At 68.1% G+C, this 14,350-nt stretch carries 13 protein-coding genes; 4 read left to right on the top strand and 9 right to left on the bottom strand.

All coding sequences use genetic code 11. From position 1 onward, the window contains the following. Window positions 1–42: 42 nt before the first annotated feature. Complete coding sequence (locus ACFOM8_RS03445) at window positions 43–1,008, bottom strand: NAD(P)H-dependent flavin oxidoreductase (protein ID WP_377759341.1); 966 nt, start codon at window positions 1,006–1,008, stop codon at window positions 43–45. 144 nt (window positions 1,009–1,152) lie between these two features. Between ACFOM8_RS03445 and otsB the strand changes: the two genes are divergently transcribed. Together otsB and ACFOM8_RS03435 are read left to right on the top strand one after the other, a co-directional pair. Beyond that, window positions 1,153–1,899, top strand: coding sequence for a trehalose-phosphatase (gene otsB / locus ACFOM8_RS03440; RefSeq protein WP_377759340.1), 747 nt, complete (start codon window positions 1,153–1,155; stop codon window positions 1,897–1,899). Further along, window positions 1,899–3,254, top strand: coding sequence for an alpha,alpha-trehalose-phosphate synthase (UDP-forming) (locus ACFOM8_RS03435; protein WP_377759339.1), 1,356 nt, complete (start codon window positions 1,899–1,901; stop codon window positions 3,252–3,254). The genes otsB and ACFOM8_RS03435 overlap by 1 nt, the downstream gene beginning before the upstream one ends. A 128-nt stretch (window positions 3,255–3,382) precedes the next feature. Here the strand turns inward: ACFOM8_RS03435 and ACFOM8_RS03430 are convergent, their stop codons facing one another. From ACFOM8_RS03430 to folK, 5 genes are all read right to left on the bottom strand, one after another. Next, window positions 3,383–4,723, bottom strand: coding sequence for an esterase-like activity of phytase family protein (locus tag ACFOM8_RS03430; RefSeq protein WP_377759337.1), 1,341 nt, complete (start codon window positions 4,721–4,723; stop codon window positions 3,383–3,385). 91 nt (window positions 4,724–4,814) lie between these two features. Continuing rightward, a complete protein-coding gene (locus tag ACFOM8_RS03425) occupies window positions 4,815–5,447 on the bottom strand; it encodes a DUF2062 domain-containing protein (RefSeq protein WP_377759335.1) in 633 nt (210 codons plus the stop codon). Window positions 5,448–5,485: 38 nt separating this feature from the next. Next, window positions 5,486–7,600, bottom strand: coding sequence for a RelA/SpoT family protein (locus ACFOM8_RS03420; protein WP_377759333.1), 2,115 nt, complete (start codon window positions 7,598–7,600; stop codon window positions 5,486–5,488). 30 nt (window positions 7,601–7,630) lie between these two features. After that, window positions 7,631–7,984, bottom strand: coding sequence for a DNA-directed RNA polymerase subunit omega (rpoZ, locus tag ACFOM8_RS03415; protein WP_377759332.1), 354 nt, complete (start codon window positions 7,982–7,984; stop codon window positions 7,631–7,633). Window positions 7,985–8,056: 72 nt separating this feature from the next. After that, window positions 8,057–8,656, bottom strand: a complete 600-nt coding sequence (folK, locus tag ACFOM8_RS03410; protein ID WP_377759331.1) for a 2-amino-4-hydroxy-6-hydroxymethyldihydropteridine diphosphokinase — start codon at window positions 8,654–8,656, stop codon at window positions 8,057–8,059. Between the two features lie 103 nt (window positions 8,657–8,759). Here folK and ACFOM8_RS03405 point away from each other — a divergent pair, with 103 nt between their 5' ends. Next, a complete protein-coding gene (locus tag ACFOM8_RS03405; RefSeq protein WP_377759329.1) occupies window positions 8,760–9,311 on the top strand; it encodes a LabA-like NYN domain-containing protein in 552 nt (183 codons plus the stop codon). 21 nt (window positions 9,312–9,332) lie between these two features. Here the strand turns inward: ACFOM8_RS03405 and ACFOM8_RS03400 are convergent, their stop codons facing one another. The 3 genes from ACFOM8_RS03400 to secG form a co-directional block, all read right to left on the bottom strand. Continuing rightward, entirely contained in the window at window positions 9,333–10,430 is a 1,098-nt protein-coding gene (locus ACFOM8_RS03400) for a Hint domain-containing protein (RefSeq protein WP_377759327.1), read from the bottom strand. Between the two features lie 72 nt (window positions 10,431–10,502). Further along, window positions 10,503–12,146: a CTP synthase gene (locus tag ACFOM8_RS03395; protein ID WP_377759326.1), complete on the bottom strand. Its 1,644-nt coding sequence runs from the start codon at window positions 12,144–12,146 to the stop codon at window positions 10,503–10,505. 152 nt (window positions 12,147–12,298) lie between these two features. After that, a complete protein-coding gene (secG, locus tag ACFOM8_RS03390; protein ID WP_377759324.1) occupies window positions 12,299–12,802 on the bottom strand; it encodes a preprotein translocase subunit SecG in 504 nt (167 codons plus the stop codon). A gap of 72 nt (window positions 12,803–12,874) precedes the next feature. Between secG and ACFOM8_RS03385 the strand changes: the two genes are divergently transcribed. After that, on the top strand, window positions 12,875–14,308 hold the full coding sequence (locus ACFOM8_RS03385) for a cobyric acid synthase (RefSeq protein WP_377759322.1): 1,434 nt from the start codon (window positions 12,875–12,877) through the stop codon (window positions 14,306–14,308). Window positions 14,309–14,350 lie beyond the last annotated feature (42 nt).

Below are 14,350 nucleotides of genomic sequence, written 5' to 3'. Positions count from 1 at the left end.
TGTCCGACCCCATATGGGAAGGCCGCGGCGGTTTCGCAAAGGTCAGCCGCAGATTGCCGCCCTGGCTGCCGCGTATTCGGCGGCCAGCCGGTCGATCCGGGTGGCCGCAGGCACGATGTCGCGCACCGCCCCGATGCCCTGGCCCGACCCCCAGATCTGGCTCCAGGCCTTGGCCTTGGCCGCATTGCCGCCGAAATTCATGGACGAGGGATCGGCGCTGTCCAGCTTGTCCGGGTCCATCCCCGCCGCCCGGATCGAAGGCGCGAGATAATTTCCCGACACCCCCGTGAACAGCGACGAGGTGACGATGTCCATCGCCCCGCTGTCCACGATCATCCGCTTGTAGTCTTCCGGCGCGTTGGCCTCGGCCGTAGCGATGAAGGGGCTGCCGACATAGGCCAGATCCGCGCCCATGGCCTGCGCCGCCAGCACCGCGCGCCCCGTGGCGATGGCGCCCGACAGCAGCAGGGGCCCGTCGAACCAGTCGCGGATTTCCTGAACCAGCGCAAAGGGCGACAGCGGCCCGGCATGGCCGCCCGCGCCCGCCGCCACCGCGATCAGCCCGTCCGCGCCCTTGTCGATGGCCTTCCGGGCAAACACGTCGTTGATCACGTCATGGAGCGCGATGCCGCCGCAGTCATGGGCGGCATGGTTCACCTCGGCCCGCGCGCCCAGGCTGGTGATCCAGATCGGCACGCGGTGGCGGTGGCAGATCTCGATGTCGCGCTCCAGCCGGGCGTTGGAGCGATGGACGATCTGGTTCACGGCGAAGGGCGCGGCGGGACGGTCGGGATTGGCCTGGTTGTGGCGGTCCAGCTCCTCGGCGATGCGGGTCAGCCAGGCGTCCAGCAGGGGGGGCTCGCCGTCCTTCTCGCGTGCGTTCAGCGCCGGAAAGCTGCCGACGATGCCCGCCTTGCACTGCGCGATGACCAGTTCCGGCCCCGAAACGATGAACATGGGCGAGGCGACAACGGGAATGCGCAGGGCGGACAGGATGGGCGGCAGCATGAATTCCTCCGGCTTTGGCGCGACGATGGCGCGGGCGCCAAAGCGGAGCAACCCTGACGCGGCGGAAAAACGCGCGCCGTGGCGAACCCATCGGGGGGTTGGGGGGTTGGGTTGCGAATCCGTTGCAAAGGAGAATGCGCGCCGATGCAGCCGCCCGACCCGTCCCTTCCCGATCTGCCTGCCGACGCAGCCCTGTTTCTGGACTTCGACGGCTGCTTGGTCGATATCGCGCCGCGTCCCGACGCGGTGGCGATCCCGCCCGGCCTGGCCCGGCGCCTGGCGCGGCTGCATGACCGGCTGGGCGGCGCGGTGGCGCTGGTATCGGGCCGCGACATCGCCGATCTGCGGGGCTTCCTGCCTGATTTCCCCGGCGCCATCGCGGGCAGCCACGGGGCGGAACTGTCGCTGGACGGGCAGTTGATCGAAACGACGCATGCGGTCGATCTGGACCTGGAGGCCCTGCACCGCGCCGCCGCCAAGGCCGTGTCGGGCAGCCCGGCGATCCTGGTCGAACCCAAGCCCCACGGGGTCGCGCTGCATTACCGCGCCGACCCGTCGCTGCGCCCGGTGGTCGAGGAGGTGATGCGGCAACTGGCCGATGCCCATCCCGGCATGGTCCTGCAACCCGCCAAGATGGCGGTCGAGCTGCGCCCGTCGGGCACCGGCAAGGACGGCGCGCTGGACCGGCTGATGGCCGTGGCCCCGTTTGCCGGGCGGGTGCCCGTTTACGCGGGCGACGACCTGACGGACGAAGCCGCGATGGCGCATGCCCAGTCCCGCGGCGGCTTCGGCATCAAGATCGGCGCGGGCGAGACGGTGGCCCGTTATCGCCTGAACGATCCCGCCGCGCTGGCGCGCTGGCTGGACGATGCCCTGGCGGAGGCCCGCTGATGGCGCGCCTGGTTGCCGTGTCGAACCGCATTCCGCTGGGCGACAATCCCTCGGGCGGGCTGGTCGTCGCGCTGGAGGACGCGCTGCGAAGCTCGGGCGGGCTGTGGGTCGGCTTTTCCGGCGAAACGGTCGAGAATCCCGCCGACGACCTGGCGTTTCACGAAGGCGCGGCCTTTGGGCGGGCGTCCTTCGACCTGACGCCGCAGGATCACGAAGAATACTACCTGGGCTATTCCAATTCGGTCCTGTGGCCGGTCTGCCATGGCCGCGCGGATCTGATGCGGATCCTGCCGGAATACCTGGAAGGTTATCGCCGGGTGAACGAACGCATCGCCCGGCTGCTGGTCCCGCATCTGAGGCCCGACGACCGGATCTGGGTGCAGGATTATCAGCTGTTCCCCCTGGCGCAGGAACTGCGCAAGCTGGGCGTGACCGCCCCGATCGGGCATTTCCTGCATATTCCCTTTCCCGGGCCGACCGATTGCGCGACCCTGCCCAACCCGGACGAGCTGTTCGAATGGCTGTCCCATTACGACCTGGCGGGCTTCCAGGCGCAGCGCGACCTGGACAACTTCGCCGCCAGCGCCCGCAGCCTGTCGGATTTCGCGCAACTGTCCGACGACCGCTTCCGCATCGCCGGGCGCGACATGCGGGCGGGCGTCTTTCCCATCGGCATCGACGCCCGGGCCTTCATCGCCGAGGCCGAGCGCGCCCGCGAGGAAGACCGGATGCGCAGCCTGACCGGCGCGCAGATCATGATCGGGGTGGACCGGCTGGATTACTCCAAGGGCATTCCGCAGCGGTTCCGGGCCTTTCAGGCGCTGCTGGACGGCAATCCTTCCCTGACCGAACAGGTGATGCTGTTGCAGATCGCGCCGCCGACGCGGGAATCGGTCGATGCCTATCAGCAGATCCGCGAGGAAACCGAACATCTGGCGGGCCGCATCAACGGCCAGTTCGCGACCGTCAACTGGACCCCGATCCGCTTTATCCACCGCCCGATCCCGCGCAACGAGCTGGCGGGCCTGTTCCGCCAGGCGCGGATCGGGCTGGTCACGCCGCTTGCCGATGGCATGAACCTGGTGGCCAAGGAATACGTCGCCGCCCAGGATCCGTCCGATCCGGGCGTGCTGATCTTGTCCCGCTTCGCCGGTGCCGCCGAACAGATGCCCGAGGCGCTGATCATCAATCCCCATGACCCCAGCGAAATGGCCCAGGCCATGCAGCAGGCCATCGACATGCCGCTGGAGGAACGCCAGGCCCGCCACGCCGCCCTGCTGCGCTGCGTGGTGGAGCGCGACGTGGGCTGGTGGTCGGCGGCCTATCTGGAGGCCTTGGCGCAGGCCCGGACCTGACCTTTCATCCGCCCGAACATTCCCGCAGGGCGGCGCGCGCCGGGAAAAACGTCCGGTGGCGCCTGTTCAGCGACGAACGCCTGCCGCCATGCGGCCCGCAGGGAACGTGAAGTCCCCCGCGGGCCATGTCAGCGCGCCGCCAGCAGTTCGGGCACCGACAGCAGGATGAATTCGTTGTCCGCCGCCCGGCCGATCTCTCGCCCGCCGGAAAAGGGCAGGTTGTTGTCGTTGGCGACCAGGATATGCGTGCCGTCCACGCGGGCCACGTCCTCGATGGTGAAAAAGGGAAAGGCGAAGCGGCCGTTCGTGGCAAGACCCCGGGCCGCCTTGCCGTCGGGATCGGCGATGTCCAGCAGGTCCACATGGCCGATGCGGCGGATGAAGCCTTCGGCGTCGAGGCCTGCGGTATCGACCAGCACCACGTTCTTGACCCGCGCGGGCTGCGGATAGCAGGCGGACTGGTCCGCCGCGCCCTCGGCGCAGGCGCGGGCGGCGTCGCCTTCGCCGTTGTCGCGCTCGATCACCAGGGCGCGGGTCTCGTCGATGAAGTTGAAGTCGCCGATGGCCGTCGCGCCTTCGGACAGGCGCAAGCGGAAGCTGTCGCCGGTCCAGCCGCCTGCCCTCGTGTCAAAGGTCATCACGCGCAGGAAATCGCCCTCGGGCCGGCCGCCCTCGCCCAGCAGGGGCTTTTCCAGCATGGCCCAAAGCAGGTTCGTTCCCGGTTGAAGGGCCATGCCTTCATAGCCGCCGGACCGCTGGACCTGGAAATCCGCGCCGGGCTGCGCGGGAACCACGACGCCGGGCGTGTCCGGCCCGGACAGCGCCTTGCCGTCCAGCATGGTCCGGTGGACGGACAACACCCGCCCGTCTCGCGCGACGCGCAGAACGAAGGGGCCGAACTCGTCCCCGATCCACAGTTCGCCGTTCAGGAACTGGATGCTTTCGGGATCGAAGTCGGCGCCGGTCAGATAACGGCCGTCGGTGCCCTCGTTGGCGATGCGGAAGGGCACCTTGCGGTCGGGATCGCGCAGGAACACGGTTTCCCGCCGCGTCACGCGGCCGCCGGCGAAATCGGGCTGGATGCGGTGAAAGAACAGCATCGCGTCGGGACTGTTGGCCTTGCTGCCGAAGCCGTTGTCGGTCAGGGCGAACCAGCTGCCGTCGTTGTCCCGGTTCATCGCCAGACCCGACATGCCCTGCACCGGCTGGCCGATGAAGGGCAGCGAGATGCCCGTCTTGTGGCCGCCGTAAGCCTTGCCCACGTCGCCCTCGACCGTCATCGGATCTTCGTTGCGCCGCGCGCCGGTGAACTTGCCCGACACCCACAGGTCGCGCGGCGCGTCGGAGGGCGGCGTCACCATGGTGAAGGCGGGCAGGATGGCGTGGCCCGCCAGGGTGGCGGGAAACGTCTCCTCGGACAGGGCGGGGGCGGCGGCCGAGCAGGCCAGCAGGGCAAGAACAAGGCGCATGGGTGGTGGTCCCTCGTTTCGACACGAACCGACCCCTTAACCGGCCAAGGTGACAGCCGTGCAGCGGGGATGTGGCAGGCGCAAGACGCCGCTAGGGACGCCGGTCCCGGTCCGCGCCCTGCACGCGCGCGATGCGCTTGGCCATCGCCTGCGACTTGCGCCGGTGATAGCGGCGCACCAGGGGAATCGTCAGGTAATAGGACAAGGCCGCGGCCACCCCGCCCAGCACCGCTCCGCCGACGGCATAGGGCAGGAAGATCTCGTGCCAGAACTCGGACAAGCCGCTCCAACTGGTCGGGCCGGGTCCGATGGCGGACATGATGTTGTGCCATGTCTCGGACGTGGCATGGGCGAATTCACGAAAGATCCGCTGAGGCGACATGTCGCCCGGCAGGCCCAGAAGCGTCCGCCCCAGTCCGACCGCGCCAAGGGCGATAAAGGGCGTCGTCAGCGGATTGCCCGCGAAGGTGCCCACGAACGCCGCCAGCACGTTGCCCCGGATCGCCAGGCAAAGAAGCGCGGCGACAATGAAGTGAAAGCCGTGCAGCGGCGAAAATGACAGAAACACCCCCGCCGCGATGCCGCGGGCGATCCGGTGCGGCTGGTCGGGCAGGCGGCGCAGGCGGTGCCACAGATAGGTGGTCCCCCGGCGGATGCCGCCTCGGGGATAAACCAGTTCGGTGATCATCTGGCCGTATGTGCGCGGCTTGCTGCGCTTGAACACCGTTGCAATCCCCCGCTGACCGAATGCCCAGGCCCGTATCAGGGTTTCATGCCGATGTCGCGGATGCGCGCAACTTGGGCCACGTCGCTTTCCGCCTCCAGCGCGGTCAAAAGATTGTGCAGATGTTCCTGATCGCGCAACTCGACCTCGATCTCGATGCGGTAGAAATCGGGCTTGCGGTCGATGAATTCAAGGTTCGAGATATTGGCGCCTTGCGCGCCGATCAGGCTGCAAATGCGGCCCAAGACGCCCGCGTCGTGGCGGATCGTCAGGCTCAGCAGCGTGGAATAGGCTGCCGGATGGCGGCCCGCGCGCCACTGGACATCGACCCAGCGGTCGGGGCTGTCCTCGAATTCGGCAAGCACCGGGCAGTCGATGGCATGGATCACCACGCCCTTGCCGCGATAGGTGATGCCGACGATGCGTTCGCCCGGCAGCGGGTTGCAGCACGGCGCGCGCTTGAAATCGGCATCGGCCTCGACCCCCGCGAAGGGGCGGGCGCCGTCGATCTCGTCCTGGTGGGCCGCCAGGTCGGGCCAAAGGACTTGCAGCACCTCCTTGGCGGAGTTTTCCGCGCTGCCGATCCGGGCCAGCAGCTCGTCGCCATCGGCCAGGCCCATCTGCCTGGCGGCGGTGCGCAGCGCCTTGTCGGTGACCTTGCGGCCCACATGTTCGAAGCTGACGCGGACCAGTTCGCGGCCCAGGCGGATGAAGCGGTCGCGGTCTTCCTCGCGCAGGGATCGCCGGATCGCGGCCTTGGCGCGGCCGGTGACCACGATGTCCAGCCAGGTCGATTGCGGGCGCTGACCCGAGGCGGCGATGATGTCTACCGACTGGCCGTTCTTCAGCCGCGTCCACAAGGGCACGCGGATCCCGTCCACCTTGGCGCCGACGCAGGAATTGCCCAGCCGGGTGTGGATCGCATAGGCGAAGTCGATGGGCGTGGCGCCCTTGGGCAACTGGATCACGTCGCCCTTGGGCGTGAAGCAGAAGACCTGATCCTGATACATTTCCAGCTTGACGGCTTCCAGGAACTCGTTGTGGTCCTCGCCCTCGAAGCGGTCGGTCAGGCTGTCGATCCATTCGGCGGGATCGACCGCGAAGGGGTTCTTGGTGCGGGTGCCGTCGCGATAGGCCCAATGGGCCGCAACCCCGGATTCGGCCACCTCGTGCATCTGCCGGGTGCGGATCTGCACCTCGACCCGCTTGCCGTCGCGGCCCGACACGGTGGTGTGGATGGACCGGTAGCCGTTCGACTTGGGCTGGCTGATGTAATCCTTGAAGCGCCCCGGCACGGCCCGCCAGCGGTGATGGATCACGCCAAGCGCGCGATAGCAGTCCATTTCCGACCGGGTGATGATGCGGAAGCCATAGATGTCGGACAGCCGCGAAAACGCGAGCTGCTTTTCCTGCATCTTGCGCCAGACCGAAAAGGGCTTCTTGGCGCGGCCGAAGACATCGGCCTCGACCCCCGCCTTTTCCATCTCGACGCGGATGTCGGCGGTGATCTGGCCGATGATGTCGCCCCCGTCGCGCTGAAGGCTGACAAAGCGGCGGATGATGGAATTGCGCGCTTCGGGATTGATGACCTTGAAGGCCAGATCCTCCAGCTCCTCGCGCATCCACTGCATGCCCATGCGGCCGGCTAGGGGCGCATAGATGTCCATCGTCTCGCGCGCCTTCTTGACCTGCTTTTCGGGGCGCATCGACCGGATGGTGCGCATGTTGTGCAGCCGGTCGGCCAGCTTGACCAGGATCACGCGCAGGTCGCGCGACATGGCCATGAACAGCTTGCGGAAATTCTCGGCCTGCTTGGACTGCGCCGAGGACAGTTCCAGGTTGGTCAGCTTGGTCACGCCATCGACCAGTTCGGCGATCTCGGGGCCGAAGGTCTTGGCCAGGTCATCCTTGGTGGAGCGGGTATCCTCGACCGTGTCGTGCAGAAGCGCGGTCACGATGGTCGCGTCGTCCAGCCGCATTTCCGTCAGAATGGCGGCAACGGCGATCGGATGGGTGAAATAAGGCTCGCCGGAATGGCGGAACTGCCCCTCGTGCATCCGCATCCCGTATTCGTAGGCGTCGCGGATCAGGGTGGCGTTGCTGCGCGGGTTGTAGTTGCGGACCAGCGCAAGAAGGTCTTCGACGTCGATCATGTCCTGCCGAAGACCTCGTTCCTCAGGGCGTCAACGCTGGTTGGCTTCCAGCATCATGCGCAGCATCCGCTCCTCGGATTCCTCGTCGGCGGGCTTGGGACGGTCCACCTCGGCGCCCAGCAGCAGGGCCATCGCGTCTTCCTCGGGCTCGTCGACCTCGATCTGGGTCTGGGTCGATTCGATCATGCGTTCGCGCAGCTCGTCCACGGGCTGCGTTTCCTCGGCGATCTCGCGCAGGGCGACGACCGGGTTCTTGTCGTTGTCGCGGTCCACGGTGGGCGGGCTGCCGGCGGCGATTTCCCGTGCGCGATGCGAGGCCAGCATCACCAGATCAAAGCGGTTCGGGACTTTGTCAACGCAGTCTTCAACCGTTACGCGGGCCATATACTCACCTGTGCAGTTGCGAATCGGATATCCGGGGCGAAACCGAGGTTCTGGACGCCAGATGCGGAATTGTCAAGCATGGCGCACACCGCTGCCGGGCGCAAGCGGCGTCATCCCCGACAACCCGTCGGGACCAAGCTCCGCCAGCATCCGCGACACGGGCTTGCCGGTCAAGGGGTGACGCCAGCCGGGCGCGATTTCCGCCAAGGGGGCCAGCACGAAGCCGCGGTCCTGCAAGCGGGGATGGGGCAGGATCAGCGCGCCGGGCGTTTCGACACGCTGGCGGTCGGGCGGCAGGGCGATCCAGCGGCGCAGCGTGTCCGGGTCGGGCAGAATCAGGCCGTCCAGCGCGATCAGGTCCAGATCCAGCACCCGCGCGGACCAGCGCCCGGCGCGGCGGTCGCGGCCGAAATCCGCCTCGATCCCGTGCAGGCGGGCCAGCAGGCCGGGCCCCGCCAGGGTGGTGCGAATCACCGCCGCGGCGTTGGCATAGTCCGGCCCCGACCCCGGCGGGAAGGCCGGCGTGCGCCAGATGCGGCTGGCCGAGGCCATTGAAATGCCGGGCTGATCGTGCAGGATTTCCATGGCCCTGCGCAGCGCCTGCACGGGATCGCCCGCACCCGACGGCAGATTGGCGCCTAAGGCAATGATACCGAAAGACAAGTTTTGCATGGGTACGGGTTCGTTCTATGAATGGGGGCGGATGGACCGATACCCCTGACCTCGTTCTCGGCGGGTGCTTGTCCGACGAGCAGTCCCATTGAAGGCAACCATAATGTTTTACAAGGATGATCGCCTGGCGATCTTCATCGACGGAGCCAATCTTTACGCCTCGGCAAAGGCGCTGGGCTTTGACATCGACTACAAGCTGCTGCGCCAGGAGTTCGACCGACGCGGCAAGCTGATGCGCGCCTACTACTATACCGCCCTGATGGAGGGCGAGGATTATTCCCCGATCCGCCCGCTGGTCGATTGGCTGCACTACAACGGCTATTGCGTGGTGACGAAGCCCGCCAAGGAATACACCGACACGATGGGCCGCCGGAAGGTCAAGGGCAACATGGACATCGAACTGACCATCGACGCCATGCAGCTTGCCCCCCGGCTGGACCATGTGGTGCTGTTTTCCGGCGACGGCGATTTCCGCCCCCTGATCGAGGCCTTGCAGCGCCAGGGGGTGCGCGTCTCGGTTGTCTCGACCATCCGCAGCCAGCCGCCGATGATCGCCGACGACCTGCGCCGCCAGGCCGACAACTTCATCGAACTGGACGCCCTGCGCGACATCGTGGGCCGCCCGCCGCGGGAACAGCAGTCGGCCGAGGCCTAGAAGCCGCCGGTCCCGCCCCGGTCAGGCGGCCAGGACCGGCCGCCCGTTGCGCCGGTGACGGGCGATCAGGCTGCGGGCCTGCGCGACGCCCACCAGCCGCGCGGCGGGAACGGGGCTGTCCAGGCCGGGAAAGATCGCCGCGATCTCGGCCCGGGCCGCCGCGCCCAGCGTGAGCAGGGCTTGGCTGCCCAGATACAGGCTTTCGCTCAGAACGCCGTTGGCGCGCACGATCTGGTGGCTGGCGCAGGCGAAGTGGACATAGGTGACGCAGGCGATGCCGGTCGCCAGCGTGACCCCGGGCAGATCCAGCAGGGCCTTGGCAGGCACCAGCACCTGCATCGTTCCGAACATCCGCTGCGCGATCCGCGAATGCAGCAGGATCCGGTGCTGGGGCGAGACCAGCAGCCCGCCCCCGGCGCGGTCCAGGATCCCCGGGGCGATGCGCACCGGGCGCAGGTGGTCGCGGCTGCCATCGGCGGGCAGGGCGATGCGCCGGATGCCCGCCCACAGGACCGGCTGGAATCCGTGGTCTCGCGTCCACACCCTGTCGCCCGCGCGAAGCGATTCAACCGGGCGCGGACCGGCATCGGTCTCGATCAGCGTGCCGGGGGTGTAGCAGGGAAAGGCGTCGTCATGGCCCGAGGGCGTGACGCCGCGGGAATGAACCGGACCCCCGGTGATCGTCACGGCCTGGATCGCGCCGCGGCCGATCCCCGCCAGGCTCAGGGCCTGGATCGCGGTGTCCTCCAGGCGAAAGGCGATGGTCGTGTCGGGGAACTGATAGGCCGCAAGCGCCAGGTTGGCGATGGTTCGGCCGTCCGCCGCCGTCACCGTGGCCGGAAACACCGCATAGGTCGACAGCTGGCTGAACCTGCCGTCGATGGTCAGCCCCTCGCCGATGGGGGCGTTGAAGGCGCCGCCGCCGCCATCCTGCCCGTCGCGGTCCTCGATCCGGTTGTCGCCGTTCACCTCGGTCCAGAAGGCGTTTTCCGTCAGGCGGTCCAGATGGACGCCGGGGCCGTTCTGAACGCTGCGGCTGAAATTCGTGGGCGACCCGCTTGCCAGGACATAGCGGTCCTTGGGGTCATACCAGACCCAGGTACTCGTATTGACCGCCACCTGCGATCCCCTTGATGACACTGCAAACAACAGTCGCCAGCCGTTCGCCGAAATCAAGGGGTTTTCACGCGTTCACACCAGCCGCCCTTCCTGCATCGCGGCGCGCACGAAACCCGCGAACAGCGGCGCGGGGTCGAAGGGCTTCGACTTCAGTTCGGGGTGGGACTGCACGCCGATGAACCAGGGGTGGTCGGCATATTCGATCACCTCGGGCAGCTTGCCGTCGGGCGACATGCCGGAAAAGCACAGGCCGGCCCGTTCCAGGGCCTCGCGGTAGGTCGCATCGACCTCGTAGCGGTGGCGGTGGCGGTCCTCGATCTCGGTCGCGCCGCCATAAACCTCGCTGATCCTCGAATTCGGCGCCAGCACGGCGGTATAGGCGCCAAGCCGCATGGTGCCGCCCTTGTCGTCCGTCACCTTGCGCTGGACGGTATAGTTGCCCTGCACCCATTCCTTGAGGTGATAAACCACGGGCGTGAAGCGCGTCTTGCCCGCCTCGTGGTCGAACTCCTCGGACCCCGCGTCGGGCATTCCGGCCAGGTTGCGCGCGGCCTCGATCACGGCCATCTGCATCCCCAGGCAGATGCCCAGGTAGGGCACCTTCTTCTCGCGCGCGTATTTCGCGGCGGCCAGCATCCCCTCGGTGCCCCTTTCGCCGAAACCGCCGGGCACGATGATGCCGTGGTAGCCGTCCAGCAGATGCGCGCCCTCGCCTTCCAGCTTCTCGCTGTCCACCCAGTCTGCGCGCACGCGGACGCGGTTGGCCATGCCGCCATGGGTCAGCGCCTCGGCGATGGATTTGTAGGCATCCTCGAGCTGGGTGTACTTGCCCACCACGGCGATGTTCACCTGGCCCTCGGCGTTTTCCAGCCGATCCATCACGTCTTCCCATTTCGACAGGTCGGGACGCGGGGCGGGGCTGATCTGGAAGGCGTCCAGCACCGCGCGGTCCAGGCCCGCGCGGTGATAGGCCAAGGGCGCCTCGTAGATCGTCTTCAGGTCATAGGCGGGGATCACGGCATCGGGGCGGACGTTGCAGAACAGCGCGATCTTGGCGCGTTCCTTTTCCGGGATCGGGTGTTCGCTGCGGCAAACCAGCACGTCGGGGGCCAGGCCGATGGATTGCAGTTCCTTGACGCTGTGCTGGGTGGGCTTGGTCTTCAGTTCTCCGCTGGCCGACAGATAGGGCAGCAACGTCAGATGCATCAGGATGCACTGGCCGCGCGGGCGTTCGTGGATGAACTGGCGGATCGCCTCGAAGAAGGGCAGGCCCTCGATGTCGCCCACCGTGCCGCCGATCTCGCACAGCATGAAATCGACCTCGTCGTCGCCGATCGAGATGAAGTCCTTGATCTCGTTGGTGACGTGCGGAATGACCTGGATGGTCTTGCCCAGGTATTCGCCCCGGCGTTCCTTTTCCAGCACGTTGGAATAGATGCGCCCCGAGGACACGCTGTCCGTGCGCCGCGCCGCGACCCCGGTGAAGCGTTCGTAATGGCCCAGGTCCAGGTCGGTTTCCGCGCCGTCGTCGGTCACGAAGACCTCGCCATGCTCGAAGGGCGACATGGTGCCGGGATCGACGTTCAGGTACGGGTCCAGCTTGCGCAGCCGCACGGTGAAGCCCCGTGCCTGCAACAGCGCGCCCAGTGCCGCCGAGGCCAGGCCCTTGCCGAGCGAGGACACGACGCCGCCGGTGATGAAGATGTAACGCGCCATGAGGCCCCCGTGATTTCGCAAAGTCTGTCTGATTGCGGACCGTCCGGCGGCCAGCATCACGGGAGTCAAGCTATAGCCGATTCGCCCCGTGGCCGCAAGGAACCGCAAGTTGATGTGGGGGCGGGTTCAGCCGCCCCAATTTGTAGTGCGGGTCAGTTCGCCGGCGCGGGCGCTGCGGGTGCCGCCGGGGTCTCGGGCGCGGCGGTTGCCGCCGGGGTCTCGGCCGCGGGCGGGATCGCGGGTTCCGCGGCAGGAACCGGGGCCGGGGCCGGGGCCGCTTGGGGCGCGGGCGTGTCGGCGGCTTCCGGCGCGGGCGGGGTCAGCGGATCGCCAGCCGTCCCGGTCGAGGGCGGCGGCACATAGGCCGGCACCTGCGGCAGGGTCGAATCCTGACGGCTTTCGGGCACGCCCAACTGGTCCATGATGGAACTGTTCGACACCTGCCGCGCGGCGATGATGGTCAGCGCGATCGAGGTCACAAACAGCGCGATACCGAAGATCCAGGTCAGCCGCGTCAGGGCGTTGGCCGCCTGACGGCCGGTCATCACGCCGCCGCCGCCCATGCCAAGCCCGCCGCCCTCGGATCGTTGCAGCAGCACCACCCCGGTGAGCAGCACCGCGAGGATCAGATGGATGGTCAGGACGACGTTTTCCACGGCTTGGGGCCTTTCGCTTTCGGACGCGCCTATCTAGTCATCCGGGTTGATGATGGCAAGCAAGAGAAACCCATGCCCGCGCTGATGGTCCAGGGCACCGGATCGAATGTCGGAAAGTCGCTGCTGGTGGCGGGATTGTGCCGGGCCGCGCGGCGGCGCGGCCTGTCGGTCGCGCCCTTCAAGCCGCAGAACATGTCGAACAACGCCGCGGTGACGGCGGACGGCGGGGAAATCGGCCGGGCGCAGGCGTTGCAGGCGCAGGCCTGCGGGCTGGAGCCGCTGGTCGACATGAACCCCGTGCTGCTGAAGCCCGAAACCGACACCGGCGCGCAGGTGATCCTGCACGGGCGCGCGGTGGCCCGGGCCGAGGCGCGCGATTACGCCGCCTTGCGCCCGCGGCTGCTGGCGGGGGTTCTGGAGAGCTTCGGACGGCTGTCCGCCGCCCATGACCTGGTGATCGTGGAGGGCGCGGGCAGCCCGGCCGAGGTCAACCTGCGCCCCCGCGACATCGCCAACATGGGCTTTGCCCGCGCGGCTGGGGTGCCGGTGGTGCTGGCGGGCGACATCGACCGGGGCGGGGTGATCGCGCAGATCGTCGGCACCCGGGCGGTTCTGGACCCGGGCGACGCGGCCATGATCCGGGGCTTTCTGGTCAACAAGTTCCGGGGCGATCCGCGCCTGTTCGACGACGGATACGAGATGATCGAACGGCGCACCGGCTGGCGCGGCTTCGGCGTGGTGCCGTGGTTTTCCGGCGCGCACCGCCTGCCCGCCGAAGACGCGGTGGACCTGCGCGCCTCGCGGGGCGAGGGGCTGCATGTGGTCTGCCTGTGCCTGTCGCGGATCGCGAATTTCGACGATCTGGATCCGCTGGCCGCCGAACCGGGCGTGCGGCTGACCATGCTGGAGCCGGGCAGGGCCGTTCCCGGCGATGCCGATCTGGTGGTTCTGCCCGGCACCAAATCGACCCTGGGGGATCTGGCCTTTCTGCGGGCGCAGGGATGGGATGTCGATCTGGCCGCCCATGTCCGGCGCGGCGGGCACGTTCTGGGCCTTTGCGGCGGGTTCCAGATGCTGGGCCGGGCGATCCGCGATCCTCTGGGTTGCGACGGCGCGCCGGGCGAGGTCGCGGGCCTGGGCCTTCTGGACGTGGACACCGCGATGGCCCGCGACAAGCGGCTGGAACGCGTCACCGGCACCGCCCTGGGCCAGCCGGTCACGGGATACGAGATCCACATGGGCCGCAGCTTCGGCCCCGACTGCGCGCGGCCCTTCGCCCATGTCCCCGGACCCGACGGCGCGATCAGCGCCGATGGCCGGATCGCGGGGACGTATCTGCACGGCCTGTTCTCGGACGACGGGTTCCGCGCGGCTTTCCTTGCCCGGTTGGGCGCGCGCTCGCAACCGGGATACGCGGCGGGCGTGGATCAGGCGCTGGACGGTCTGGCGGATCACCTGGAAGCGCATCTGGATGTCGAGGGGCTGCTGGCGGTTGCCGGTTCGTGACGGCCTGGCGGCTGGACGAAACGGTCCCGGCGCGCTACCTCG

This window comes from Paracoccus angustae, assembly GCF_042648745.1.
In the GTDB taxonomy this organism is placed as follows: Bacteria; Pseudomonadota; Alphaproteobacteria; order Rhodobacterales; family Rhodobacteraceae; genus Paracoccus; species Paracoccus angustae.
Note: the sequence above shows the minus strand (reverse complement) of the source record. Positions and strands in the feature narration are given on the sequence as shown.

What these genes read in the sequence shown, in the direction of transcription:
- ACFOM8_RS03445 (WP_377759341.1), bottom strand. Translation starts at nt 1,008, where the DNA reads ATGCTGCCGCCCATCCTGTCCGCCCTGCGCATTCCCGTTGTCGCCTCG.
- otsB (WP_377759340.1), top strand. Translation starts at nt 1,153, where the DNA reads ATGCAGCCGCCCGACCCGTCCCTTCCCGATCTGCCTGCCGACGCAGCC.
- ACFOM8_RS03435 (WP_377759339.1), top strand. Translation starts at nt 1,899, where the DNA reads ATGGCGCGCCTGGTTGCCGTGTCGAACCGCATTCCGCTGGGCGACAAT.
- ACFOM8_RS03430 (WP_377759337.1), bottom strand. Translation starts at nt 4,723, where the DNA reads ATGCGCCTTGTTCTTGCCCTGCTGGCCTGCTCGGCCGCCGCCCCCGCC.
- ACFOM8_RS03420 (WP_377759333.1), bottom strand. Translation starts at nt 7,600, where the DNA reads ATGATCGACGTCGAAGACCTTCTTGCGCTGGTCCGCAACTACAACCCG.
- rpoZ (WP_377759332.1), bottom strand. Translation starts at nt 7,984, where the DNA reads ATGGCCCGCGTAACGGTTGAAGACTGCGTTGACAAAGTCCCGAACCGC.
- folK (WP_377759331.1), bottom strand. Translation starts at nt 8,656, where the DNA reads ATGCAAAACTTGTCTTTCGGTATCATTGCCTTAGGCGCCAATCTGCCG.
- ACFOM8_RS03405 (WP_377759329.1), top strand. Translation starts at nt 8,760, where the DNA reads ATGTTTTACAAGGATGATCGCCTGGCGATCTTCATCGACGGAGCCAAT.
- ACFOM8_RS03395 (WP_377759326.1), bottom strand. Translation starts at nt 12,146, where the DNA reads ATGGCGCGTTACATCTTCATCACCGGCGGCGTCGTGTCCTCGCTCGGC.
- ACFOM8_RS03385 (WP_377759322.1), top strand. Translation starts at nt 12,875, where the DNA reads ATGCCCGCGCTGATGGTCCAGGGCACCGGATCGAATGTCGGAAAGTCG.